The sequence below is a fragment of the Treponema sp. OMZ 855 genome (assembly GCF_024181145.1).
Lineage (GTDB): Bacteria > Spirochaetota > Spirochaetia > Treponematales > Treponemataceae > Treponema.
The window spans coordinates 1-25479 of record NZ_CP051194.1 but is presented as its reverse complement, the minus strand read 5'-3'; the positions used below and the strand labels follow the sequence as shown (position 1 = coordinate 25479).

19 protein-coding genes are annotated in these 25479 nt (G+C 45.3%); 8 read left to right on the top strand and 11 right to left on the bottom strand.

The window, feature by feature from the left end; all coding sequences use genetic code 11:
• Positions 1-18 precede the first annotated feature (18 nt).
• The 9 genes from E4N65_RS00095 to E4N65_RS00055 all read right to left on the bottom strand — a co-directional run bounded on the left by E4N65_RS00095 (position 19) and on the right by E4N65_RS00055 (position 10152).
• A complete protein-coding gene (locus E4N65_RS00095; protein WP_253673430.1) occupies positions 19-789 on the bottom strand; it encodes a DEAD/DEAH box helicase family protein in 771 nt (256 codons plus the stop codon).
• A 17-nt stretch (positions 790-806) separates the two neighbouring features.
• Complete coding sequence (locus tag E4N65_RS00090) at positions 807-1163, bottom strand: VRR-NUC domain-containing protein (RefSeq protein WP_253673428.1); 357 nt, start codon at positions 1161-1163, stop codon at positions 807-809.
• A gap of 4 nt (positions 1164-1167) precedes the next feature.
• Entirely contained in the window at positions 1168-1365 is a 198-nt protein-coding gene (locus E4N65_RS00085; RefSeq protein ID WP_253673426.1) for a sporulation protein Cse60, read from the bottom strand.
• A gap of 370 nt (positions 1366-1735) precedes the next feature.
• Positions 1736-3562 carry a tetratricopeptide repeat protein gene (locus E4N65_RS00080; RefSeq protein ID WP_253673424.1) on the bottom strand — a complete coding sequence of 609 codons (1827 nt, stop codon included), beginning with the start codon at positions 3560-3562 and terminating at the stop codon, positions 1736-1738.
• Positions 3559-4779 carry a transglutaminase-like domain-containing protein gene (locus tag E4N65_RS00075; protein WP_253674839.1) on the bottom strand — a complete coding sequence of 407 codons (1221 nt, stop codon included), beginning with the start codon at positions 4777-4779 and terminating at the stop codon, positions 3559-3561. Before E4N65_RS00075 ends, E4N65_RS00080 begins: the two co-directional genes overlap by 4 nt.
• A gap of 748 nt (positions 4780-5527) precedes the next feature.
• Entirely contained in the window at positions 5528-6913 is a 1386-nt protein-coding gene (locus tag E4N65_RS00070) for a DUF58 domain-containing protein (protein WP_253673422.1), read from the bottom strand.
• 3 nt (positions 6914-6916) lie between these two features.
• Positions 6917-7897 carry an AAA family ATPase gene (locus tag E4N65_RS00065; protein ID WP_253673420.1) on the bottom strand — a complete coding sequence of 327 codons (981 nt, stop codon included), beginning with the start codon at positions 7895-7897 and terminating at the stop codon, positions 6917-6919.
• 66 nt (positions 7898-7963) lie between these two features.
• A complete protein-coding gene (locus E4N65_RS00060) occupies positions 7964-8338 on the bottom strand; it encodes a NifB/NifX family molybdenum-iron cluster-binding protein (protein ID WP_253673418.1) in 375 nt (124 codons plus the stop codon).
• Positions 8339-8574: 236 nt separating this feature from the next.
• Positions 8575-10152 (bottom strand): ATP-binding protein, encoded by a 1578-nt coding sequence (locus tag E4N65_RS00055; protein ID WP_253674837.1) that lies wholly within the window; start codon positions 10150-10152, stop codon positions 8575-8577.
• Between the two features lie 226 nt (positions 10153-10378).
• Between E4N65_RS00055 and E4N65_RS00050 the strand changes: the two genes are divergently transcribed.
• From E4N65_RS00050 to E4N65_RS00015, 8 genes are all read left to right on the top strand, one after another.
• Positions 10379-11020, top strand: coding sequence for a TM1812 family CRISPR-associated protein (locus E4N65_RS00050; RefSeq protein ID WP_253673416.1), 642 nt, complete (start codon positions 10379-10381; stop codon positions 11018-11020).
• Between the two features lie 45 nt (positions 11021-11065).
• The gene (locus E4N65_RS00045; RefSeq protein ID WP_253673414.1) at positions 11066-12001 is read left to right on the top strand and encodes a hypothetical protein; all 936 of its coding nucleotides are present in this window, start codon (positions 11066-11068) and stop codon (positions 11999-12001) included.
• 34 nt (positions 12002-12035) lie between these two features.
• Entirely contained in the window at positions 12036-12287 is a 252-nt protein-coding gene (locus E4N65_RS00040; RefSeq protein ID WP_044014247.1) for a hypothetical protein, read from the top strand.
• Positions 12288-12310: 23 nt separating this feature from the next.
• A complete protein-coding gene (locus E4N65_RS00035; RefSeq protein ID WP_253673412.1) occupies positions 12311-14377 on the top strand; it encodes an AAA family ATPase in 2067 nt (688 codons plus the stop codon).
• Positions 14377-14688, top strand: a complete 312-nt coding sequence (locus E4N65_RS00030) for a hypothetical protein (protein ID WP_044014249.1) — start codon at positions 14377-14379, stop codon at positions 14686-14688. Before E4N65_RS00035 ends, E4N65_RS00030 begins: the two co-directional genes overlap by 1 nt.
• Positions 14672-16900, top strand: a complete 2229-nt coding sequence (locus tag E4N65_RS00025) for a VWA domain-containing protein (RefSeq protein WP_253673410.1) — start codon at positions 14672-14674, stop codon at positions 16898-16900. Before E4N65_RS00030 ends, E4N65_RS00025 begins: the two co-directional genes overlap by 17 nt.
• Before the next feature lie 196 nt (positions 16901-17096).
• Positions 17097-20594: a UvrD-helicase domain-containing protein gene (locus E4N65_RS00020; protein ID WP_253673408.1), complete on the top strand. Its 3498-nt coding sequence runs from the start codon at positions 17097-17099 to the stop codon at positions 20592-20594.
• A gap of 230 nt (positions 20595-20824) precedes the next feature.
• Positions 20825-22078, top strand: a complete 1254-nt coding sequence (locus E4N65_RS00015) for an ATP-binding protein (RefSeq protein WP_253673406.1) — start codon at positions 20825-20827, stop codon at positions 22076-22078.
• A 359-nt stretch (positions 22079-22437) separates the two neighbouring features.
• Here E4N65_RS00015 and E4N65_RS00010 read toward each other — a convergent pair whose 3' ends face one another.
• Both E4N65_RS00010 and dnaA read right to left on the bottom strand, forming a co-directional pair.
• Positions 22438-23901 carry a hypothetical protein gene (locus tag E4N65_RS00010; protein WP_253673404.1) on the bottom strand — a complete coding sequence of 488 codons (1464 nt, stop codon included), beginning with the start codon at positions 23899-23901 and terminating at the stop codon, positions 22438-22440.
• A gap of 183 nt (positions 23902-24084) precedes the next feature.
• The gene (dnaA, locus tag E4N65_RS00005) at positions 24085-25479 is read right to left on the bottom strand and encodes a chromosomal replication initiator protein DnaA (protein ID WP_253673402.1); all 1395 of its coding nucleotides are present in this window, start codon (positions 25477-25479) and stop codon (positions 24085-24087) included.

Genomic DNA, 25479 nt, shown 5'->3' with positions numbered 1-25479 from the left:
CTCCTTGTGGTACGAATGTTAGACCGTCTCTGCATGTGGTTTGGCGAAGCTTAAAATAGAAGGTTGCTGCTTGTTAGAGCTTTGCGGCGGTAAACCTTTGTTTTGTGCATTTCTCTGATTTGCTTCTTGCTGCGTGGTATTGGAATGCGGCGGCGTGAAAATATTTTCAGGCATTCCGTAATATTCACGGATAACCGTATCAATCGCTTTCAAATCGTTCGGAATAAGCGGCTCCGTAAACATCCCCATCGGTGTTTTTACCGTGTCGCTACCATTGTTTACTGTTGCAAAACAGAACTGCCGCTGATTGTTTCCGTCTAATAGAACGACTGTTTTTAAAACGATGGTAAAAAGACCTTCAAGGGTGATTTTCTCATCAAGCAGTTGCCCAATCGTTTTACACTTTTCATTCCCGTCTTTTGTTCGTTCGATATGGAAAAGAAAATAGATAATCTTATCATCAGGAAGCGCAACGGCTGTTTGTGTCAGGTTAAAAAAGTTAGCTCCGATATCGGTGAACTTTTCAAAACCTTTTTCTTTTGCACGGTGCATATACTCAAAAGCCATTAGGTATTGCGCGTCGTCTATAACGATACTTCTTGCCTGCGCCCGCGTAAGTATTGTTTGAATGTCTTGATAGTTATCCGTTTTTAAAACTGATAACGTGTTGCGAAAAGGAAGCGGCTTTTTCGATACATTAACTACCGATGCTTCCCCTTGCTTGAAATTGCGTAAACTGGTTGATTTACCCGTTCCGCTTTCTCCCATTACTGCTACAATGACTGCCATAAAGTCCTCCTTGTTTGTTATATACAGCCCGCATTTTTCAGCTGCTGTAATGCGGCTGCTCCACTCGTTACCACGAATGCAACGCCGCCTTTTTTGTTTATGTCGTTAATTCTGTATTTTTGCTCTGCCGATAAACGCCCGCCAACCGGACGCTTGCACTCGATACCGACGAACCGCCCGCGGTTATCGTAACCTTCAAAATCGAGTGTTCCTTTATTTGCTGTGCGGATAAAGCGGCGGGCTTTACCGGTACCGATTGCAAAAGCTCCGGTATTTATCCGCTGGATTGCAAGGCCGGTTAATTCGATTACGGCTTTTACCTCGCGGATTACCGCATCTTCTGTAATTGCTTTTAACGCCGCTTTATTTGTCATGCTGCTATTCCTCTACAGGTTCGCTGTAGTACACCATGCAGGAATAGACGGTGTGATCCTGCCGCGTACATGTAATCTGATATTGGATATCGATGATGTGGAAACCTCGCGCCATCTCTTCTAAAAGGAATTGATTAACATGTTTTTCTAATTCCCAATGGTTTGCTACTGTAAACACCCGTACCCTCTTAACGTATGTCATACTGTTATCCTCCAACCCTGCGATTAGGGCAAAAAAAAGCACGTAAGGCTGATTTGTGGTCTTCCCTACGTGCTTCCGGAGCTTATGGCTATCCGTCTCGCGTTTTAAGCGATTAAACAGACGACCACAAAAACCTGTTCAACCGCTCAAAAACAACCGATACAATCGGCTTTTCTGATTGATGACAAGGCAAGCCGTTTGCAAGCCAGCCGTAACATGGTCTTGCGCGTCTTACCTTTACTCTTACAGTTAGAGGTTATTGATTCGTAATGTGGTGCTGTGATAATCTGTTAAGGTATGTACTGGAGGCTATCTAGTGCATTTTTTGAAATTCTGATACGCAATTAATTCTTAATTATTAATTTGTACCTCACCTCACCACAACTCTAAACAGTCGCTCAGCAAAACGGTTGACGCAGGCAGCTGCCGCATGTTTATCGATAACGGGAGCGGGATGTTCATAGCGGAAATAGATACTGCCGTCTTGGCCGATAAGACTGAGCCGGATGCCGCTTTCGGTACATACTGCCGTGACGGAAAACGGCGCGTATTCGGAAACCGTAAATAACGATTTGTTTAAAGCGGCGGCAAGGCGTTTCTCGCTTCGTTTGCTGAGCCGTTCGTCTGCACCGGTACAGGTCAGCGTAACCGGCAACCGTATCCAATGTTCCGGAAAGCAGGCGGGATTGCTTTGCAGCAGCTCTTGATAGAGCGCTGTTTTCAGTTCAGTGTTTCTTGTGCAGAGTATCAGCGTCGCAGCAGCTTGTTCCCGCAGTTCTTTCTCCCACACCGGGTCAAGGGCATCCAGCGCTTCCCGCAACAGTTGTTCATCGCGGAGCAGGATACCTTTTTCGGCAATGTATGACGGACGTGCCTGCGGAATAACCGACGTTTCCAGCACCTCCGCACGGCGTAAATACCGCCGCGCCTTAAACGGTACCGATTGAAATGCCCGATAATAGAAGCTGTTTTTATACAACCCGTGCGTATTGCCGTCCGTATCCGCTATCGTGTACTCCTTTGCCAATTTCAAATTATGTATACTAAAAGCCGCTCGATAATATCGAATCAAAGCGGAATACTTTGTAAGATTTTTAGAACGGACAAAAAAATCCTTGGCGCTTTCAGGTATCCGTATCTTTTCCGCCGCATATTTTTTTTCATATAACGTCTGATACAGGCCGTACAGTTCGGTATAAAACTGCGCGGTACTCATCCCGAAGTTCGCAATCCACGAATAGTCGGTAACCCGCTCGATTTGTGTAATATAGCGTTCCGCTTGCTCCCAATGCCCCATCCGCAGATAGATTTTTGCAAGATTGATCAGCGGCAGCGGCGTATAATTATCTTTTGTCGATTGCGCATAATAGGCAATCGCACGGTCAAAATTATTTTTCCGCTCTTCAAGCTCTCCGAGAATCAAATATCCCGATGAGCGCGAAAAATAGTCGGAAGCATTGCGGGCGTCTTCTTCAGCTTGATCAAAATGATAAAATTCGGTTTCCAAGATTGCCTTGTTGTAGGAATACACCGAAGCCGAGTACAGCGAATCGTTTTGCAGTGCGAGTTCAATGCCTTTCCGATAATAGAGCGCCGCATTCCGATAGTCGAAGAGTTCGCCGTACAGATTTCCGAGCGCGTTTGCAATACAACCGTCATCGCCGTAGCTGCTGCGGGCATCGAGCATCGCTTTAATCCCTTCATCGGTTCGGTGTGTTTTAAAGCAGAGCCAGCCATACGTTGACCATCCGAAAATATCGGTAGGATTATACGAAAGATATTCGTGCAAAAGACCGCGCGCCTCTTCTGCTTTATTCAACGCCGCCGCTGCGCTCGCTGCACCGTACAGGAGTTTGATGTTGTATCGGTTGATACGCAGGCCTTCGGTGAAGCGGCGGTATGCGGGTTCGTACAGTCCGTTGCTAAAATACATATCGCCGAGTTTGAGTTGGAAAAGCTCATTTGTCGGGTATCGCACGATACCTTCTTCGAGCAGCGCAGCAGCGGTATCCCAGTTTTCCGCTTGCACCGCCGCGTCCGCTTTTTGCAGCAGCTCATCAGCGTTCGATGTGCTCGATGCAGGGAAGAGGTACAATGGTAATAGAAACAAAAACAACACGAGGAGCAGCCCGTTCCGTGATGCATGGCCGTTATGATGTCTATCGGTCTGCCGGTATTTTCGGTATTGCGCTTTCATTTGCCGTTCCTCCGACTTCGCTTCCAAGCCTTTTTTCCCTGCTTTTTCTCCGAGCGGTAGAGCTGCTTTGCAATCGCAACATCTTCGCCGGTACAGGAGGGGGCAAACTTTGCTTTTTGAGTGAGTGCGTAAAAAGCCTCGCTCGGATGCTTGTGCAGCCGTTTCAGCGTGAGAATGATTTTCCGATTATTTCCTGACCACCTGATAATCAGATACGGATAGGCGCGGAACGCACCATACAGGAGAATCGCAACGAGCACAGCAATGCAGAGCAGTATTCCGCGGTGCATTTTGAAGAACTGCGAAACACGCTGAGCAACGGTTTGGGCTTCTGCCGCCGAAAGCGTTCCGCCGTGCCTAATACGGAGCGCCGAGCGGTTTAATAGGATTTCGTCAAGGAGCTGCGTAAATTGATCCCCGCCTGCCTGAAAAGAAAAATCGAGCGATTCACCGTCCGCAAGCTGTTCGGTGGTCGGGTCTATGTCCACCCAGCCGAGATACGGGAAAAAGACTTCCACCCACGCATGAGCCATATTCGCTCGTACCGGATAATAATTGAGGATACCCGATTCAGGCTGTAGAAAAAAACCGGCGGCAAGCCGCGCAGGAATGCCGAGACTGCGGAGCATGAGACAGTACGCAAAGGCAAAGTACGAGCAATAGCCTTTTTTCGATTCGGTTACAAAATACCGGAGCTGATCGCCGTCGGGAGCCTGCCCGGGACAAAGCGAATACCGATACTCGCCCTCGCGGAAATACTCGAGCAAGGCGTAGACCTTATCATAGTAGAGCGCAAAGGGAGCTGTAACCGATTCCGCGATAGGAAAGAGCAGCGCCTTTGTGCCGGAATCTACGGCCGTATAAAAACGCAAGGCTTCCGCCGACAGCCCTTCTGCCGGATTTCCCGACGGAGGCTCCGCCGTAATAAGGTCGAGCGGCACGCCGTGTAGTACCTCGCTTTCCGCCTTGTAAGCGCCTTTAAAACTCACGGTGTCCCAAACCGTATACGGCGTTACCGACAGCGGATAATCAAGCGCGACAAGGGAGTCGGGATCGAGGTTGACGGTAAATATTTCCTGACTGACCCGCTCGCGGCACAGGAAAGACTGATGCAGAAGTTCCGTAGGTTGCTGAGTAATCCGCAGCGGCTGCTCCGGTTCGCCGGGCGCCGACTTTTCGTAAAAACCTTTTTGCGGACTCCAGCCCGACAGGTACATACGGCGGAACAAGTGTGAATCATATTCCTGATCAACATGCACCACCATCACCAGATTGGTGTTCATTTTTACCTCATCCTGCAACTGCAGAAACTGAGAAAAATCGAACTCGAAAAGCTTTTGTTCGAGCAGTCCGCCGTTATTGCCGACGGAGCCTTTATTAAATGTCCTGATAAGGAGCACGAGCAGAACCGCCGTTAAACCGATAAAGATAAGTGCAAACGCTGCGAACCGTCTGCGTTTTAAAAAAGGAATGCAGAGCAAGGCTGTTTGAAGCAGCATGAAAACACCGGCAAAGCCCGCCGCAAAGAGCGGATTGGAAAAGGCTGTCAGGCGATAGTGTTGCTGCGGAAAAAACAGCAGGGAGAACACGAGAATAGCAGCAAGCGGTTCATAACGCCGCCACCGTTCGGTAGAAATAAACAGCACTGTTGAGGTAACGCTAATGAAGGCGGTGAGCGCAAGTAAGCCGAATATCAGCTTGATGCGCAAAAAGAGGGTATCTGCAATAAGCTGCGGTATCAGCGCGAGCAAGCCGAGGACACATGCAGGGATAAGCAGCGCGGCGGAAAAGCCGATAATCGCTGCCGCTTCCGCACGAATTCCCTTTCTATGCAGAAAGTGAATTACCGCCGTGCAGCAAAGTCCCCATACCGGCAGCGCCGCTGCGGGCAGAATACCGGCAAGATAGCGGTACGGTACCGAAAGAAGCAGCAGGAGTGAACAGATACGGAGCACGGCGGCAGGTTTAGAGTAGTTCTGCATGGCAATTTCCTGCGGTAAAGATACGGAGTTCCCGTTCGGCAGCTTCCTGTACCTTTCGATAAAAAGCATCCTGCCGTGCGGAAGCGGCAGAAGCATACAGCAGCCGGTGTATCCCCCTCCGACTAAGAACACGATGCGCTCGCTCATCGAGCGGCGTATGTTCTTCCGATACCGGCGGCACGGCAAGGCAAAAAAATGTTTCAACGCCGCTCCGGCTGTAAGCGGTGATTTTCCGGTAAGCGGCAGTATTTTGGGAAGCTGCGATTCCAAGAGTAGGAGTGCCTACCACAGACTGAGTTGCATTCACAGAGGGAACGTAACAGTATAACAGTCCCCCGCCGTCCGGCACTGCCTGAAAGACTGCCGCCGCGTCGGGAAGCGCTTCCGGTGAAGCACGGAGCGCCGGTATGGCAAGCAGATTTTGTATCTGCGAAGCAGCGGTGGACGCTTCTTCCGTTATCTCGTACCGCTGTAAGGACTGTTGGGAATAATCATATAATAGAAGAGAACATTGGATACCGGCATTAAGCAGCTCTATAATCACGCCGGAAAGGCGGCCGATAAAGGCGTCAAACACGGAGGCAACCCAAGCCTGTTCTTTTTTTTTCATACATACCGGTTCTTCTATATATATCGTTAAGCGCTTGACCGGCGGCGGTTCAAAAGCGCCGAGCTTTATGGAAAGTGTATTGGTGTGTGCATAGAGCTTCCAGTGAATTTTCCGCGGATCGTCGCCGGGAAAATACGGACGGGATTCATAGAGTTCATTTGTGCGCTCTTGCGACGGAAGGTCGTTTACGGCGCGGGAACGGAGATCGGGAAATATCGTTTTTTGCGGCGGAATCACCGGCTGTACTACAATGTAGGGTACGGACAGACAAGGCGGCTGCATATATACCGCGGCAAAAAAACCGGCAAAGTCCCGGATATTGAGATACTGCCGTTTATAAAAATACCGCCCGCGAGGCAGATTTTTGGGATGATATTTTGTTTGTATTCCCTGCAAGGGGATGGAAACAGTTACGAACGTCTCTGTGATAGGTTCAGGCGATAGTGAAAACTCAATGGTATAAAAGGCTGCGGTTCCGGGAACACAGTGCGGGAAGGTCTTCGCAGATTCTGACTGCACGGTTTTGAAACGGGCGGGAATAACCGTAAAGCTGCCGCCGTCTGAGGCAAAATCAGGTTCTTCCGATTTCCAACACAGGGCGGTAATAGCTACAGCGGCGGCAGCGAAACCTGCATAGAGCGTGAGTAACCCGCCGCATACCGCGCTTAAAAGCTCTCCGCGGAGCAAGCCGCTTATTAAAAGCAGCACGCCCATCACAGTGTATACTGCGCCGTGCCTCGTAATCCGTAGCCGCATCATGCCTTATTGTGCCTCAGCCGGTTTTGTCCAATCCGTTTGTTTGTCGGCAGTGCGGATAACCGCTTCGGTAATGCCGCTGATGAGTTCCGAAGCCGAGCCGTCGCCGGTTTTTATCAAACACCGGTGCGCAAGTACGAGGGAACTAAGTGTGCGGATATCTCCGTCCTCCACCCAATTGCGTCCGTTGACAAGCGCAAAGGTGCGGGCGAGGTACAGCAAATGCAAACCGGCGCGGGGAGATGTGCCGAGCTTAAACGCAGGATGGGCACGGGTCTCTTTTCCGATTCGAGCGATTATCTTTTCGAGTACGGGATGCACAAATACCTGCCGCTGTTCTTCCCGCGAGGCCGCGATATCTTGTATGGAAACAACCGGCGTAACCGGCTCCGGTTCTGCAGCGCGAAGGTGTTTTTGTTCATGCAGCAATTCGGTTTCCGCTTCTTCATCGGGATAGCCGATCGACAGGCATATACTGAATCGGTCTAACTGAGCGGCGGGAAGCGGATAGGTACCTAAACTTTCCACAGGGTTTTGCGTAGCCGCCGTAAAAAAGTAAGGACTTAACGGACGGGTTACCGTACCGGCAGTTACCTGCCGCTCAGCCATCGCTTCCAGCAAGGCGGACTGTACCTTCGGCGGGGTACGGTTCAGCTCATCCGCAAGCAGGATATCCGCGAACACCGGGCCTTCCATAAATTCAAAGGTATTCAGCCCTGCATTAAAGACTTCCACGCCGGTGATGTCGTAGGGCAAAAGGTCGGGGGTGCATTGGATACGCCTGAACCGCGCCGGCTGCCCGTCTTTTTCGATGAGCGCTGCGAATGTTTTTACCAGTGTGGTTTTTCCGACGCCCGGCACATCCTCTAAAAGAACATGCCCGCCGGTCAGATATGCGGTAATAAAAAGACGGAGAACATCCTTCTTCCCTTTAATCGCTTTTTCCAGTGCGGAAAGAAGCCGTTCCGCCGTTTTTTCGGTATTCATAGCGGAGATTATAGCATAGTATGCGGAACACCTCAACTTTATAAAAAGGAGTACTGTCCTATCCTATTAGTGATGATGTTCCCCATGATGATTGCATTGAGCATTCGGATCATCCTGTAATGTGCCTGCTAAAAAAGCTGCGACAGCTTCATCCGGGGAGCCGGTAATTCCTGCTAGCTGATTAATTCCGGCGTTGTTCAGCGCATCAATCGCACCCTGTCCGCGGTTTCCTAAGATGAGGGTTTCAATGCCAAGGCTTTTAAGATAGGTTGCCAAATCGTGATGCCCGAAACCGCCGTTATCGATTACTTCAGTTTTCGTTACTTTTCCGGCTTCAATTGTATAAACCTTAAAATGCTCTGTTTTTCCAAAATGCTGAAAAATTGAATTCGTTAAAATATCATAAGTCGCTGCGATTTTCATATTGATTGAGTATACCATAATTATTGAGGGCTGTCTAAAGGTTCCTTAAAATTCGACAGCCGTAGCCTTTATCAAAAGGCGAGGATTGGCGAATTGCCACACTTTTGCAATGAAATGAAAAAGTGCAATCAATAGGCGATGTTTGCATTAGCAAACTCGCAGTGTTTTTCAGCCGCGCTATTTTAGCGGATGAAAATAAACGTTGGTATAACGGCTCAATATAATCTAAATCTAAGAGCGGCACTTATTACAAATTATTCATTAGCCACTTTCCAGTCTTTTATCGTTCTCGTCTTTTCATCAAAGGAACTTCCAATGAGCACTATTTTCTTCCCACTCGCCATGTACTTTGCGGCATAGTCTTTCTCTTTTATTTGCGCGATTGCATCTTCCGCCGTACCGTTACCGGAGAGTTTAAACTCGAAGATATAAACAGTATCCGCTGTTTTGACGACGCAATCTGCACGTCTGTCAAAACTATACATCCGTGTATAGTTTTGACTACGAGTTTCGGCGGAGCCGAAACATCGCTGCTGCGTGGAACCACCGCCATCCGTGGCGGTACTGTAGCAATATACCTCTGTCTGTACAAACTGTCCCATCAGCGCAAAGACAAGATACACTGCTGTCTGGTAGTTTTGTTCACGCAGTTTTAGGTTCTTGTCGGTGAAGTTGTCATACGGAATACTTGAAATAATCGCTTGCATCCGCTCCATAAAGCTATTCACATCACCCTTGCGGATGTCTTGCACAAACCGCCCTATCCATACCCCTGTTTGACCGAACGGCACGTCAGAGTATGCCGGTAAAAGATTATGCAAAAAGCCGTACCGTACTTCATCATTGGGGAAGCCCAGCTGATAGAGTCTTAAATCGCTGATATATTTCTTTATCGTTAAATACCCCGCTTGAAATAGAATCGGCAGGGTATCTTGCGCTATTGCCCGATACGTTTGCAGCCCATCTTCATCAAGTTGCACATTGCCGTCCAAGTCGGAGATATAATAATGCGCTTCTTTTAAGAAGTTGACCAAAAAAGTCGGTGTCCCCGTGCTAAACCAATAGCTTTTGAGCTCTTTATCGTCAAAGGCATTGAGAAGACTATAAGGATTATACATTCCCTCCCCGGCAGGATGGAACAGGTAGCCGTCGTACCACTGTTTTAAGGCAGCAAGCGTCTGCGGATAGTTAAACGTTTGCTTTTCCGCAAGCGCTTTTATTTCAGGTTGAAAATTTGCTTCAAGCTCTTTTTGACTAATGCCACAAATACCGGCGTAGGTTTCATTGAGGCTGATATCTTTGAGATTATTCAAATCGCTGAAAATGCTGATTTTGCTGAACTTTGTTACCCCAGTTAAAAACGCAAAGCGGATATACTCATCACAGGTCTTAATCACCGAGTAAAATGCTTTCAGTGTATTACGGTAGTGTTCGTTCAGCTCTTCATTTACCCCCATCGTTTGCAGCAAGGGTTTATCATACTCGTCTACAAGGATAACGACTTGTTTGCCGGTTTGCTGATACGCTGCTTGTATCAGGGATGTAAACCGCTTAGCATGAGAGAGACCGCGCGTTTGCAGATTGTATTTGGGTTCTTCGGTATCTAAAAAATAACTAAGAGTTTCATCTAAAGCTCCGCTCAGTTCATATTGTCCGGTATTAAAATCCAGATAGAGAACCAGATATTCCAGCCACGCAGTTCGGTTTTCTTGTACCGCTTGCTCCTCTTCCGCTTGTTCAAGATACAAACCCTTGAACAACTCTTTTTGTCCAAGGAAATATGCTGCTAATGTTGAAAGGAAAAGGCTCTTACCAATTATTTTTTTAAGCAGGTAAAAAGTACGAAAAGAAAGAGAGCGGCGGCGGGGAAAATGAAGAACATCATAGGATGTAAAGAGGCGGTGGTTTTACATACCCATTACTCCGCACAAATAAAAAATATGCTACAATCGTATTATAATATGTCAACTCTTTCTCATTCTGACGCTAATAGTTATGATGAAGCATCTTTGATCAATATCCTTAAATTTTTTATAGATGCCCAAAGTGAGGTTTTCAATGAAAAAGATTATATTTGTAGATATTCCTATGAAAAAAATGAATGACACTACAGATACCCAATGTTATGCAGGAACAGGAAATGCCGATTGCCGCTATACCGGTAAGGTGGTTTTTCCTGTCAATGCCGTACTTGCGGAAAAATTGCAGAAAGGAGATCAGGTAAAAGCGGTACTCCTCACAACCATTACCGGTAAAGATCATTCAATAGAAAATGCTGAACTTTTTCAGCAGGAACTAAATTCGATTAATGCTGCTATCGGTGCGCATATCGAATATGAGCGGCTTGCAACGGATTTTGTTGAATCAAAAGCAAGCCATGAAGCACGGCTCCGTAAAATGCTGCCGCTTATGGAAGAAGGCGCTGAACTCTATGCGGATATTACATTCGGACAAAAAACAATCCCCATGGTTTTAATGTGTACCTTTCATTTTGCGGAAAAGTTTTTTGATGCAGATGTAAAAAAAATCATATACGGCAAAGTTGAGTTTATCAAACATGCCGACGGAATAGCCTATCCTGAAAATCCTGAACTGTATGATGTTACGCCGCTCTATTATTTAAATAATCTTATGGGGACAATGGAAGCTCCAAACGGAACGGAAGCATTAAAAGCCTTGGATGCCTTTTTTGCACTGTAATTGTTGCAGTGTTTTGCAGGGCAAAGAGAAAGCCCGGAGATGGACATGGAAAAACAACAGCAGGAAGCAAAGATTATCAGAATCGCAGCGGAACTGTTTCCGTTTGTTCAACAGAAGAATACTGCCTGTATGGAGTTTCTTACTTTGCGGACAAAACTTACCGATGCCGTATGGCGCTGGGCTTTACTTACTTTCAATCCGGAAAAAATTGAAAATGCCGCGATTGAAATAATGGAATGTGTAAACCGTAGTGTGCTCAGCTATGAAGGAACTGCCGAACACTATATTAACTATCTGGCACACTCTTTAAAACAAGAGATAAACCGCGCAAATATAAAACTGCATACTTTTCACTCTGAAATCATTCCGCGGCCGGAGAACAAACGGCGAAAATGGAATCGGCTGTGCGCCGCTGCTGCACACTATGGGAAAGATATAGAACGAGCTGAAACACAAGCATGGCTTGCAAAACAAACCGATTATACAGTGAATGAAATAGCCCAGCTCATGGAGTGGAAGGTTCAGACTGCTATACAATCGGAACATATCGATTTCGAAAACGGCAATGGATATTCTCTGTTTGATTCTGTGGCACTATGCATCCAAAACGGTTACAAAACAGCAGATACCTTTTTAATAGAACAAGACCACATTGAATGCTGTCTACAGCTTATTGATGTAGCGTTTGCCGCATCGCAAGACCGCACAAAGCCGTATCTTTCCGCATTGCTGACCCATCGGGTATTATGCGAACTTGATGCGGCAAAAACAGACAGCGCTGTAATAGCTGAAGTCCTGCACAATACACGTTTTGCAGATACGGAACACGGACGCACGCTCATCCGGCTGTTTTTTGAAGCGGAAAACCTCCCCACGCAAGAAGATATTGCCGCACAGTTCGGCAAAGATAAAACCGATGCAAGCAGAACAATAAGCAGTTTTATTAAAAAACTGCAAAAAATCTGTCAACCGGCAGAATAAATGACTATAGTAACCATAGGAGGCTGAAAACACAATGAGTTGTACAAAAGACGAAGTAATAGCAAAAATTATTGCCGTAGTAAAAAACTTTGACGGTAAAAGGAATCCCTCTGTAATTATGCAAAAATTAGGCTGGAATAAAGACACCGTCAATGATATGTGTAGTTTATTCAATGTCAGTAAATTCAGTGAAATTTTATCTCAGATACCGCAGATAAAAATGGAAAAAACGAATACGGTACTACATATGTACAGCTTGTACAGAATACCGAACACACACAATTAAATGCCAAGCAGGAGGAACCACAGATGGCAGAAACAATAAAACATCACGATAGGATATCAGTGCTTAAAAATGCGCTCAGCGAAGGTCTATACGAAAAAGACGAAGCGCTGCGCCTTGCACTTTTAACAGCAATTGCAGGGGAAAGTATTTTCTTTTTGGGTGCTCCCGGGTGTGCCAAAAGCATGCTTGCGCGGCGCGTTGTGCAAGCATTTAAGGCGGACGGAGCGGGAAGCGTTCAGTATTTTGAAACGCTCTTAAATCAATTTTCTACGCCGGAAGATGTGTTCGGCAATATTTCGCTCAAAGCCTTGAACGGCGAAGGTGAAAGCGGCAAAGAAGAATACCGCCGCCTCACAGAGAACATGCTACCCGAAGCGGATATCGCCTTTCTCGATGAAATTTGGAAGGCAAGTCCCGCAATCCTCAATACACTTCTTACCATCATAAACGAGCGGAAATTTCATAACGGCAGTACAGTACAGGACGTACCTCTAAAAGCTTTACTTGCTGCGTCAAACGAACTGCCTGCAAAAGACCGCGGGCTTGAAGCTTTGTATGACCGGTTCATTATTCGTTTACCTATCGGTTTTATTCAAAACGAAGATAGCTTTTTTGATATGGTAGAAGGTTCGTCCTCTGAATTTGAACTTTCCGATGAGATTAAAAAATTGCAGATTTCCAACGAGGACTTAAAAAACTGGAAAACACAGATCGACGCAGTGCAGCTTTCAGAAGAATCACGAGCGGTTATTTCTGCAATCCGTAAAGAACTGACGGTGCAGAATGAGACATTGAGCGAAGAAGAAAAAGCTGCCGGTGAATCATTTGCAATCGGCGACCGCCGTTGGAAAAAAATAGTGCGCATCTTAAAAACTTCCGCATTTTTGAACGACCGTACAGAAGTAGATTTAATGGACTGTCAGCTGATTGAATACTGCATCTGGAGCACGGGAAAACAGCAGAAAAAGGTACGCCAAATCGTAGAGACGTGCATTCAACAAAACGGACTGGATTGCGATACTGCGATAGATGACATTAACGACCGGATTGAAGAGTTTACAGCAAAAGTTGAGAAAGATTGGTTTGAAACAGTAACAGAATCTGCAACTGATAAAATTATTACGATCGATAATCAAGAATGCTATGAGTGTATACGCAGGGGAACAAGTGAAACGTGGTACATTACTGTGGGTAAAGGAAAGCATAATTTATCGAATACCTATCACGATGTTTATGATTCAAATAAAACATATGATACAAGTGATAGCTTTAAGAAAACAGATGATCAAATTTCATGTCATCATATTTTTAGGGTAAAGAAAAATTCCGCAACAACTCATTTTGAACAAAAAAAATTCTCCGATATTGCTCAAGAAACCTCACAAAAGAATTTTGACAAAGCATATTATAAGCCTATTGTGGATGAAATCCATACTGAAATTAAGGCGCTAAAAGACAAAAAAGAAGCGGATGCGGTACCCTTTAAAGCAAACCTCTTTGCAAATCAGGATTATAATAAAAGTCTTACTGCAAAACTGGATGAGGCAATCCGGCAGCTTCAAGATGCGGAAATCACACTTGCTAAACAGCATAACAGGTATTTCAACGCAGAACTCAATACGGATTTTTCAGAAGGAGATGTTATTCTCAAAGACGGAACCGCTTTTTCTTCGGAAGAAATTAAAAATCTGACAGAGGAACAGAAAAAAAATGTGATTGCAGTTGTGTGCATTGCTGACGATAAAACCTTTGCTATCGGTATAAGTGAAAAGAAACTGGCATGGAATGCACTCAAAGAATATGCCCTTCATTACGGCGATGCCTTACCAAAAGACTACGCAGCAAATTGGAGTGTTCCCGACAAAGCTCAACTGTATGCAATATGGAAAAACAGAGATAAGCTCAATACTTCTTTAACCGCACTCGGCATTCAAGGAGGACTGCTTACTCCACAGGAATACTGGTCGGCATCCGAAAACGGAGAAGCGGCAGCCTTCTATCAACTTTTTGATGAGAACGGTTTGCAAGACCATACAACAAAAGATCATGAGTATGCGGTTCGCACTATCCGTGAATGGAATAAAATATAGTGAACGATACGAATACATCCCGTGAAGCCCTTACCGCATTGAAGCAAAAGTATTCCGGCGGCATGCCCGATGTCTACCGGCTTTCAGATGAACAGAAAGCATGGCTTGAGCTGAAAATACAGATGCTTGCAGAAGGGCTTCAGCCGCCGCAGCCGGTTATGGAATTGCACAAAATCCGCAACCGGCTTGCACATGCAACGGAAGATATTCCCGATAAGGAATTGCAAAAGATGGTTTCATTTGTATTTGACAATATGGAAGAGATTAGAGCTTTAATAGAAACAGGATGCACTGATGACGAGAAAAGATAGAAACTCAAGAAAATATAGCAGGAAAGCATTGCGCCCTATTGAAGAAATGAGTGAAAAATACCCTTCCGGTATTTCCGATGTTACAGCAATCAATGAAGAAGCGCGTGCATGGCTGCAAATAAAAATGCAGCAGCTACGGGAATGTTTAACAAAAGTATGGTTTTCTTCAAAGCCTTATTGGTGGGAACCGCTCCGTCTAACACGGAATAGAACCGCACACCAAACGGAAGATTTAAGCGATAATGCATTTTTCAATCTGTGCAGCACACTATTTTCCAACATCGGTAACATAAAACAAAATTTAAACGCAAACATTCAACGCTATAAGCAGCAATCGAAGAAAAAGCGAAAGTTTGAAAAAAATGCTGCCCCTGAATCTGCATTTGGTTCAACTCTGGAACGGAAGCAGTTGGTTGATGCGATCGAAGATGCCATACAGCCTGTTGAGCCGGAAGACATCCCCATTGCTTTTCCGCAGAATACGTTTGCACAGCTTGCACAGCATACGCTTTCCGAAATTCTAAATACTCAAGATGTACAAAAGTATATGCAAAGCCATGTAGGTCTTTCAGAAAATATTCAGACTGACCTTTTGGAATGGCTGCAAAAAACACACGGCACATTGGAAAAAGAAAATCCGTTTTTCGATGAAGCAATCTTTGTTGCACAGCAGAAAAAGCAGTCTGCAGAAGAAATTGCAGCCGATCTTTCTGCGGAAAAGTCAAAAATACAGTATCACTATAAACGCCTTCCGTCAGTTAGCGATTCAAAACGCGGAACTATTCAGGAAAGTGCGCTGGACTTTGATTTTTACCGCAAAGCATTTGCCGAGCAAAAACACATCACCGATAGTGCAGCAGGCGATGCCGCGAAAACAGTCCCGACAGAGGAAGCACAAACGTCTCCGGAAGCAAGTATACAGGTAGACGATATGCAAGCAAAAAACACTCCCGGAAAAACTGAGCAAGTAAATACTACCCATGCAGAAACCGTAACACAGAAAACAAAAAATAGTGAAAAAGATACGCTTCAATGGAAATCGCCGGAAAAACTTGAGGCACTGCGCAGGAACTTTATTGCCGATATGGAAAAAAATCTCATCGAACGCAAAACAAAGTGGGAGCAGGAGAGGATCGATACTATGCGAAAGCAGTTTTTGGAGGAGCTGTATAAAAAAATACAAAACTTTATGCGGCTTGAAAAACTACTTACGCCGTTCACTAAAAATTTCGGAAGGCTCTGGGATTTATCCAAGCATCCCTTTGAAACAAGCGGGTTTGAAATTCTTGATACCTTTGCCAAGCTTCTGGAACAAGATGAATCGCTGCAGGAACTTGCTGACCTTCTCGGTAGGCAAAGCCGCACACAAGCGGTGTTTGAAAAAGAGCTGCGGGATAAAATCGTTATAACAACGGAGTGGCATCCGCAACCTGCATACCGCGGAGAGATAAACGGACTCAAGTATTCAAATGATATTGCAGCGGCTCTTCCTTGTGAACTTGCTCTATTGAAAAATCCTGCGGCAAAAAAACTCTTTCAGCTGAAATTTGCGCAAAAACAACTTCTGTCATTTGAGTATCAAAATGAGCAAGAGGAATTAAAAGAAAGTATCGAGCAAGAAGAGGTAACGATGGAAAAGCAAGAACCCAAGGGACCGATTATCATCTGTGTTGACACGAGCGGCTCTATGCACGGCACTCCGGAGAATATTGCAAAAACAGTATCATTTGCACTGGCAAAGATTGCGGCGGAACAGGAACGGCTCTGCTATATCATCTCGTTTTCCACGGATATTGAAACACTTGAAGTAAAACCGAATGAGGATATGGAATTGACAAATGCGGACGGAGGCAACTACCTGCAAAAACTGGTACGTTTTTTGCGTATGTCATTTAATGGCGGAACCGATGCAGAACCTGCGCTGCGGAAAGCGCTTAACATGCTTGCAGGCAGCGATACTGCAACAGGATATAAAAATGCCGATGTACTGATGATCTCGGACTTTGTAATGGCAAATCTTTCAGCTGATCTTGTTACGGCTATCGAACAGGAACAAGAAAAGAACACCGGCTTTTACAGCCTTGTTATCGGAGCAAGCGGCAACAAAAATACCATCGCCTGTTTTAATCACAACTGGCTGTACGACACCAATGATACCCGCGCATCCCGGCATCTTGTTGAGCAGCTGCATGAACTGAAAACACGGAAATAACAAGCCTCTTGTTACGCCGACAACACGAACACTATATCTATGCAGCGCCGCGGTTTTATAGCTTTCGGACAGACCCACACCCATCCTTATCTATCAATAAAAGCTATGCTATAATAAATCTAAGGAACCCCTCTAAAACCGGAAGTTTTTAGAGGCTCCTATCTCCACATCCTTCAAAAGTACGTGAGCAGAAAATATGATAGATATTTGCAAAGATTTAAACGAACATCAAAAACTGGCGGTAAAAACGGATGAGAATGCCGTTGTAGCGGCGGGCGCCGGTTCGGGCAAGACGAAAGTTCTGGCAAGCCGCTATGTGTACCTGATTACCGAAAAAAACTATTTGGTTGAAAATATTCTTGCCCTCACCTTTACGGACAAGGCGGCGGCGGAAATGCACCGGCGTATCTATCGGGAGCTGCAAAAGATGTATGCGGGAACCGATGATGCAACACAGCGGAACCGCGCCGGCGCTGCATTGGATTCTTTTTTTAAGGCGCAAATTATGACTATCGACGCATTCTGTCATAAGATTGCCGTAACCGCATGCCGGCGCTTCGGTATCAGTCCCGATTTCACTATCGACCTTACCGAATCGAAGCGGCTCGCCTATAACCTTTCGCTGGATTTTTTCCTTGAACACCGTGCGGACACAAACCTGCAATATCTACTCGGTGATAAACCGATTACCGATTTTATCAACGACTTCTTTGTCAAAATATTAAACGATTACGTTACGGTCTCCTGCCCGATTGATTTTTCTGAGGCATTGCAGCATCAGCTGGCCGCTGCCGAACCATTATTTACCGGCTATCGCAAACAAGCCGAACGCATTCTCGGAGATATTGCCGCTCATCTTGAAGGAAACGATAACTACATCAGCACAGTAAAAGAAGCATACACGCAACTCCCCGAATTCCCGCTTACACTAAACGATCCGCAGTTACCGTTCTTTCTTGAACGGCTGAAAGCAATTTGCAGCGTTAAAAAAACGATGGGTTCAAAAAAGGATGAGGACGTAAAAGCGTGCAAGGCGCTCTGCGGTGAACTGAGCGGAAGCTCCGGCCGCTTGCAAAGTCTGTATCATTTTTATGCACACAAAGAGCAGATGCAAAAGATATACGCGCTTTGCAGTATTTTGCAGGAACGGTTCATTGCCGAAAAAAAGCGGAGGAGCATACTGCATTTCGGCGACATTGCTCAGCTTGCCGTTGACGCGCTCATCACCGATCCCGACTTGCGGCTCTTTTATAAAAAACAAACCCATCGAATTATGATCGATGAATTTCAAGATAATAACAGCCTTCAGCGCGACCTCTTGTTTCTGCTTGCGGAAAAAGAAGAACGTACCGACCAATCGATACCGAAGCCGGATGAGCTGGTGCCGGATAAACTTTTCTTTGTCGGGGACGAAAAACAATCGATCTATGCGTTTCGGGGCGCCGATGTTTCGGTGTTCCGTACGCTGTCGCAGGACTTACGGCAAGGTGTCGGCTCCGCTTCGATTAACCTGCAAACAAATTACCGCACTGAACCTGAACTGCTCAACTTTTTTAACAGCGTATTTATGCGGGTCTTTTATTCGGAAACCAATCAGCCCCTTATCGGCACCGTGCCTGCGTTTGAAGCGGAATTTATTCCCATCCTCAGCAGAGAGGCGGTTCCCAATTTAGCGCCTCAGACGGATATCTTCTTTATCGACAAAAAACGCTTTCCGAAGGGCGCCGACACCGATACCGCCTTCCTCAAACCGATTGAATGCGAGGCGTATACGCTTGCGCAAAAAATAGCCGCGCTCCATGACGAACACTACCTTGTATACGATGACGCCTCACAGTCTACCCGACCCTGTACATGGTCGGATTTTGCCGTGCTGCTGCGCGCTTCGACGCATCAAGCAGTCTACGAGCGGTTTTTCCGTGCATTTAAAATCCCGTATATTTCCGTACAGCAAAAAGGATTATTCCACGACGCACCGCTCAACGATATCTGCGCCTTGCTCCGCTTAACGGTGTACCCGCATGACAGAGCCGTGTATGCGCAAGTACTCCGCTCACCGTTTGTCCGCCTCAGCGACCGCTCTTTTACCCGATTGATGCTGCACAGCCTTGAGCATGAACCCCAACCGTTTGCTCCCTCCGCTGCCGAAGAATTGGATGCGGAAGACCGGCAGTATTTCTTAAATGCCTGCGCTCTTTTTGAGCGGCTCCAAGGCTCTATCAAAAAAAAGAGTAATGCCGAATTGATTACCGCACTGTGGTATGACGAAGGGTATCGATACATATTGCTTATGGAGCCGCGCTACCACCGCTATCTGGAACTATATGATTACCTGTTTGCGCTTGCGGTAAAAGCGGATGCCGCGGGGCAGAGTCTTTCGGCTTTTATCGACACACTGATTTCGTATATTCATGCGGAAGAGCGGGTTGAAGATATGGAAATTCCGCTCGAACACGGCGGCGATGCGGTTAAAATTATGACGGTGCATAAGAGCAAGGGCTTGGAGTTCCCGATTGTCTGCATTCCAGACTGCGGCAATGCGGGAAAGGCTGAAAAGAAAGAAGGCCTGGTCTTTTTGCACAAGGATTTAGGGCCGGTTATCCATTTACCGCCGGAAACAAAAAACGATCCTTCCGCCAATATCTTTTTTGAAGAACTGCGGCAGGAAGCGAATGCCAAACACCTCGCCGAAACAAAGAGGCTTCTCTACGTCGCCGTTACGCGGGCTAAAGCTCGGCTGCTAATGAGCGGTGTGCAAGAAACCGACGGCGATATTGAGGAACTACCGGAAACGCCCCGCACTTTGGAGGAAATCCGCCAACAGCTTATACAACCTCAGAAGGAAGAAAATAACCGAAGTTTTTTTCAGCTCTTATTACCGGCGCTATCCGGCGATATCAACTGCGTGCATTTTACGGAAGTTTTACCGCTCCCCGCCTCGGCAGTACAGCACACCGCGGAAGACCGGCTGCGCTTCAACCTTGATGAAACCCGTGCCCTATACCGGCAGGCTGCGGAAAAAAACTTTCCGCTTGCGGAACCGCGCGTCATACCGGCAACTCAATTTGAAAAAGACAGGCAGTGGCTTCATTTAAGCGAAGCGCCGCTTGCAATGCTTCAAAGTAAGGAAGCGCAAAGTATGGAACATTCACAAACGATGGCACAATCTAAAACTATGAAACATACCGAATTAAATGAACATATCGAGCAGGGCGACAATACCAGTGAAAAGGATGGCGATGAGCTTTCCTCCACCGAGTTCGGAACCTTGGTGCACAAAGCGATGGAAGCCCGCTTTTTAGACCGCCCATGTACACTGCCTGCAAAGTACGCCCGGGAAGTGGAAAAATTGTGCACCGCTTTTCTTTCTTCTCCGCTGGGGCAAAAAGCGTCAGAAGCCTCATTCAGAAAGACCGAATACGGCTTTTTAACCCTCTACGAAGGAAAGCTCGTCATAGGGCAAATCGATTTGCTTTTTGAATACGAAGATACCGCGTATATCATCGATTATAAAACCGACCAAAAAATCTATCCTGAACAACATCGAAGGCAGCTTTTAATCTACAAAGCTGCCGTGGAAAACTTCTATAAAATGGAAGGGTTCGGCCAAGACCCCGGCGGACAACAGTCGCCAAAATCGGTTAAAGCCTATATTTTCTATCTCCGCAGCAAAACTGCGGTAGAGGTGGTGTAAGGAGTCGACAATCATATTGCTCCGGTTCTTGCCGCCTTTTCTGCCGTATCACTGCAAGGATCCTCCGCTACTCCCTCTTATTGCCCCAATACGGCAAAAGTTATCAAAAAAATGACAATATACGGACATATGGCCGTATATTGTCAATATTATGCTTGACTACACGATATAAATAGTATAATTTTGAAAAAAAGCGGCCATAAGCCCGTTAATTTTCAATGGAGAAGAGAGTGGAAATTAAGCGTGAAAAATACCTGAAAGCCCTAACAAACCGCATGCATAACGGCATGATTAAGGTGATTACCGGCATCAGAAGGTGCGGAAAATCCTATCTTATTTTCAAAATATTTAAAAATTATCTGAAGGAAATACATATTTCAGATGATCATATTATTGAAATTGTATTGGACGAAAGAAAGAATAAAAACTATAGAAATCCCGATGTGCTACTGGATTATGTAGAAAATAAAATCAAAGATAATGAATTATATTACTTGCTGCTCGATGAAGTACAGTTACTCGATGAGTTTGAGGAAGTATTAAATTCCCTTTTGCATATACCAAATCTTGACATATATGTAACCGGCAGTAACTCTCGGTTTCTATCAAAGGATATCATAACGGAATTTAGAGGACGCGGCGATGAAATTCACGTGTTTCCGCTCACCTTTAAGGAATATATGCAGGGCTATAGCGGAGATGCATATCACGGCTTTGCCGATTATATCATGTATGGCGGTCTGCCTCTTATTCTTTCTATGAAAACGGAAGAACAAAAAGTTGAATATCTGACACGGCTTTTTGAAGAGACGTATATAAAGGATATACGGGAACGGAACCGTATCGATAAAATACAGGAATTAAATGATCTGATTAACGTTCTTGCTTCTGCAGTCGGTTCGCTTACAAACCCTTCTAAAATAGAAGCAACATTTAAAAGCAAGCTCCACTCGGATATTTCTATCAATACTATCCGTCAATATATAGCATTTTTAAAAGATGCATTTATGATACATGAGGCGCAGCGCTTTGATGTTAAAGGCAGAAAATATATCGGCAGTCCTTTAAAATATTATTTTGAGGATATCGGCCTGAGAAATGCACGGCTTGGATTTAGACAACATGAAGAAACGCATTTGATGGAAAATATACTGTATAATGAATTGAGAGCCAGAGGTTTTAGCGTCGACGTAGGCGTTGTCCCGATAAGAAAAACGGTGAGCAGCGGAGAGCGTGAACGCAGTCAGCTTGAAATCGATTTTATTGCAACGTTGGGAAGCCGGAAGTATTATATTCAATCTGCATTCAGTTTACCTGATGAGGAAAAAATAAAACAAGAAAAAACGCCGCTTCTCAATGTGGGGGATTCATTTAAGAAAATAATAATCGTACATGACACGCTGAATATCAGAAGAGATGATGACGGTATCACAACGATGAATATCTACGACTTTCTTTTAAATGAGCATAGTCTTGATATGTAAGTATAAGGGGAGTTGTGCAAAAAAAATGCAGTTTTATAAACAATCGAGAACCTCTAAAAACCTCAGTTTTTTAGAGGTTTTCCTTAAGCTTATTTGCGATGTTTTTAATAAGTCATTTGTATTTATAGACTTATTAAAAACTCGGCGGGCACCTCTAAAAATCTAACCGAGTTTTTAGAGGTGCCCAATCATCCTTTAAAAGCGTAAAAAGATTTGTTGCTCGATATGAAGGCAAAGAAGATTCGTTCAATATAGACAAAAGAATGAATCTTCTTGCGTAAGAATTCTACAAAATGATAAACGGCTAATAGATTTTTTGAAAGATACCCTAAACCTTCCTCACGAATGAATTGCCGACGCTAGAACTTGCCGCCGCCGAGCTTAAAGCTGAGGTTATAGCCGATAGAGCCTTTGCTGTGCGATGAAGGGCTCAGCGGATACGTGAATATCGGCCCGGTGCTCATCTGTACAAACTTAAATATCTTCCAGTTAAGGCTGAGTGTTGTAAGCCCTTCAAGCTCACTGATTGCGAACTGCTGGAACAAATTTGCCGTCAAATCTTCCGTACCGATTTTATTCTGAGATACCGTAAACGCGATGTAGTGCTGACCTCGATTTCCCATTGCGGCGATATTCTCATATTTTTTGAGCGAAGGATCGGTAAAATTTTTGTTGTTCAACGCGGCTGCTGCGCTATCAGTAATACGGTCGGCGGCCTCTGTGTTCGCATAACCGAATCCGTTATAGTAGTATTGAAAAGCAAGCATTGTATGCGAGTCTGCATTTGAATACGAACCGCCGATCGTCGCTTGGAAAAACGGCTTGTTCTTTACCGTATACGACGTCAGTGCAGCATCGTCTCTATAATAGGTATAATCGCTGCCCCATGCAAATACGCCTTCCGCAAAGACGGCAACCTTCCCTGCAATACTGCCGGAGAGGGTTGTAATAAACCGTGGCGCCTTTTCATAACGATACCAACCGCCGACACCCAACTCCCAGTCGCCGAACACAAACTCTGCCTTTGCAGCTCCCGCCGTATACTGCGGCTTAAACGTTTCCGTGTCGGGCAGCAAATACAACCATATATTGTACTGCGTCTTAGGAATAACAATATGCGTTCGCAGCGAAACGGGCCCTTCCCGGTCTTCGGTCGGTTTTTCAGGGTCTATCCGCGAAATATTGATAACATCAGCAGGGCTGTAAAAATAGCCGGTTCCCCACTTAACCGTATGTTTTCCGAACCGGAAAAATGCAATATCCTTTGTCGAAAAATCGGTATACATCTCCCAAATTTTAAAATTCGGTGAACCGTTTACACTCACCGGTATATCGACACCATTGGGCGGGACAAGAGATTTAGGTATTGAAAGGGCTCCATTCAAGTTTTTTTCAAACGGGAATTCAAAAAGGAACTTGCCGTATAACTTTAAGTCCTGTACAGGACGCGCATCAAAAAAGAGATTTGCACCGATTGTCGGCTGCAACACCGCCTGTTTGGGATTTAAAAAAGCTTCTTTTACATTGCTCTTCTTTGTGTACGGATCAGCCCATACATATTTAAGACCTAATTCGGCATTTAACGAGCCGCCGATACGCAATTTATTACTTTCAAGTGCGAGTGTTGCGGTTTTAAGATCGCCCGTTAGGGAAACACCGCTTTTTTGAGTTTCAGCGTTTGCCTGCTCCGGTGTTACGAGCGCTTCAGTATCGCCGCCGAACAGCTCATCTTCAAGACTGCCTGTTTCAGTTCCTGCCGCTTCCTGTGCGAATACGGTGATCACAAGCATTATCATTAAAACTAATACAGTTAATTTTTTCATATATACCTCTCATAGGATTCGGGCAAACGCATCAAGCGGTCTTTTAACAACACCGCATAATAAGGGAAACTCCCCAACCTTTCTTTTTGAAAATATACGGCATATTAGGCATATTATTGCGCCGCATTACCAAATATGTTTTCGGCAACGCCGGAAATATCGCATTTACTTCTGCAAAAACCGTTACTGATTCGCGTTCGTTATGCGTTTTTTCAATTCGGCAATGGTAACCTCGAGCGAAGGTTCAAGCGCTGTTTGCGTTTCTATTTTTTGATGTCCGTGCATGACTGTCGAATGGTCTCGTCCGCCTAATTCAACACCGATCTCCGTGGTAGAGAATTCGGTCATTTCCCGTGCAAGGTACATTGCCACCTGCCGCGGAAAGGAGATATTCTTTGTCCGCTTTTTTCCTTTTAAATCGATATAGGAGATGCCGAAATAATCTGCAACGATTTTTAGAATCGTATCGATCGAAATATTATGCTGGCGTGGAGAACCGAACGTATCCTGTAAAAGCCGCTGGGCATTCTCGAATGTAATGGGACCGGTAAGTTCCGAATACGCTTGCAATTTAGTAAGTGCACTTTCCAGATCACGTACATTGGAAGAAACATTCTTTGCAATCAGGTGTACTACTTCGTCAGGAATGGAAAAATGTTCATCTTGCAGCTTTTTAAATAAAATGGCGCAGCGGGTTTCATACGAAGGTATTTTTAAGTCGATACTCAAACCGCGGGTAAAGCGGGAACGGAGCCGGTCGGTTAAATTTTTCAGTTCTTCTACCGGACGGTCGCACGTAAATACGATTTGCTTATTGCTTTCATAGAGAGCATTAAAGGTGTGAAACAATTCTTCTTGTGTACCCTCTTTTTTTTCCAAAAAGTGGATATCGTCAAGCAGCAGCACATCCGCATTACGGTACTTGTTTTTAAATTCATGCATTTTGTTTTTATTCACATGAGCGATATATTCATTCGTAAAGGTCTCGGCAGGGGCATATAAAATCTTCAGATTGGTATTTTGGTACAACGCATTGCCGATTGCCTGCATTAAGTGCGTTTTACCCAACCCTACTCCACCATAAATGAGCAACGGATTATACGCTGTTCCGGGATTTTTCGAAACGGCAATCGCTGCGTTCGCAGGAAGCGGGTTATCTGCATCAATAACGAATTTGTCGAACGTATAGCGTTCATTCAACAGGGGATGTTTCTTTTTTTCTTCGGGAGGCACCGATTTTTGCGGCTCACGGAGCGCCGACGAAGAAGATTCTTTCGATGTATGCGCATTGTTTTTAGGTGTTGAGTGACTATCCGGTGCCTGATGTGTTCTTATTTCAAATTCAATACTGATCCGAGAGCCGAGCAGCTCCAATAATTTTTTTTCGATAAGGATTTCATACCGTTGCCGTACACTATCGCGATAAAATCCGGAAGGTACCGATAAAACGATAGTACTGTCCGAAGCCCTCTCGTAGACAATACGCGAGAACCACGTAGATATTTCCTGTTCGCCTATCTCATCCTTTAATTGTTTAACGGTTTCTTCCCAAAAAATACGATAATCGCAACTATTCAT

Coding starts and splice junctions, on each gene's coding strand:
- E4N65_RS00095 (WP_253673430.1), bottom strand. CDS start 789: ATGGCAGTCATTGTAGCAGTAATGGGAGAAAGCGGAACGGGTAAATCA.
- E4N65_RS00035 (WP_253673412.1), top strand. CDS start 12,311: ATGGCAGAAACAATAAAACATCACGATAGGATATCAGTGCTTAAAAAT.
- E4N65_RS00060 (WP_253673418.1), bottom strand. CDS start 8,338: ATGGTATACTCAATCAATATGAAAATCGCAGCGACTTATGATATTTTA.
- E4N65_RS00045 (WP_253673414.1), top strand. CDS start 11,066: ATGGAAAAACAACAGCAGGAAGCAAAGATTATCAGAATCGCAGCGGAA.
- E4N65_RS00070 (WP_253673422.1), bottom strand. CDS start 6,913: ATGATGCGGCTACGGATTACGAGGCACGGCGCAGTATACACTGTGATG.
- dnaA (WP_253673402.1), bottom strand. CDS start 25,479: ATGAATAGTTGCGATTATCGTATTTTTTGGGAAGAAACCGTTAAACAA.
- E4N65_RS00010 (WP_253673404.1), bottom strand. CDS start 23,901: ATGAAAAAATTAACTGTATTAGTTTTAATGATAATGCTTGTGATCACC.
- E4N65_RS00085 (WP_253673426.1), bottom strand. CDS start 1,365: ATGACATACGTTAAGAGGGTACGGGTGTTTACAGTAGCAAACCATTGG.
- E4N65_RS00065 (WP_253673420.1), bottom strand. CDS start 7,897: ATGAATACCGAAAAAACGGCGGAACGGCTTCTTTCCGCACTGGAAAAA.
- E4N65_RS00025 (WP_253673410.1), top strand. CDS start 14,672: ATGACGAGAAAAGATAGAAACTCAAGAAAATATAGCAGGAAAGCATTG.
- E4N65_RS00080 (WP_253673424.1), bottom strand. CDS start 3,562: ATGAAAGCGCAATACCGAAAATACCGGCAGACCGATAGACATCATAAC.
- E4N65_RS00050 (WP_253673416.1), top strand. CDS start 10,379: ATGAAAAAGATTATATTTGTAGATATTCCTATGAAAAAAATGAATGAC.
- E4N65_RS00090 (WP_253673428.1), bottom strand. CDS start 1,163: ATGACAAATAAAGCGGCGTTAAAAGCAATTACAGAAGATGCGGTAATC.
- E4N65_RS00020 (WP_253673408.1), top strand. CDS start 17,097: ATGATAGATATTTGCAAAGATTTAAACGAACATCAAAAACTGGCGGTA.
- E4N65_RS00040 (WP_044014247.1), top strand. CDS start 12,036: ATGAGTTGTACAAAAGACGAAGTAATAGCAAAAATTATTGCCGTAGTA.
- E4N65_RS00075 (WP_253674839.1), bottom strand. CDS start 4,779: ATGTACCTGTCGGGCTGGAGTCCGCAAAAAGGTTTTTACGAAAAGTCG.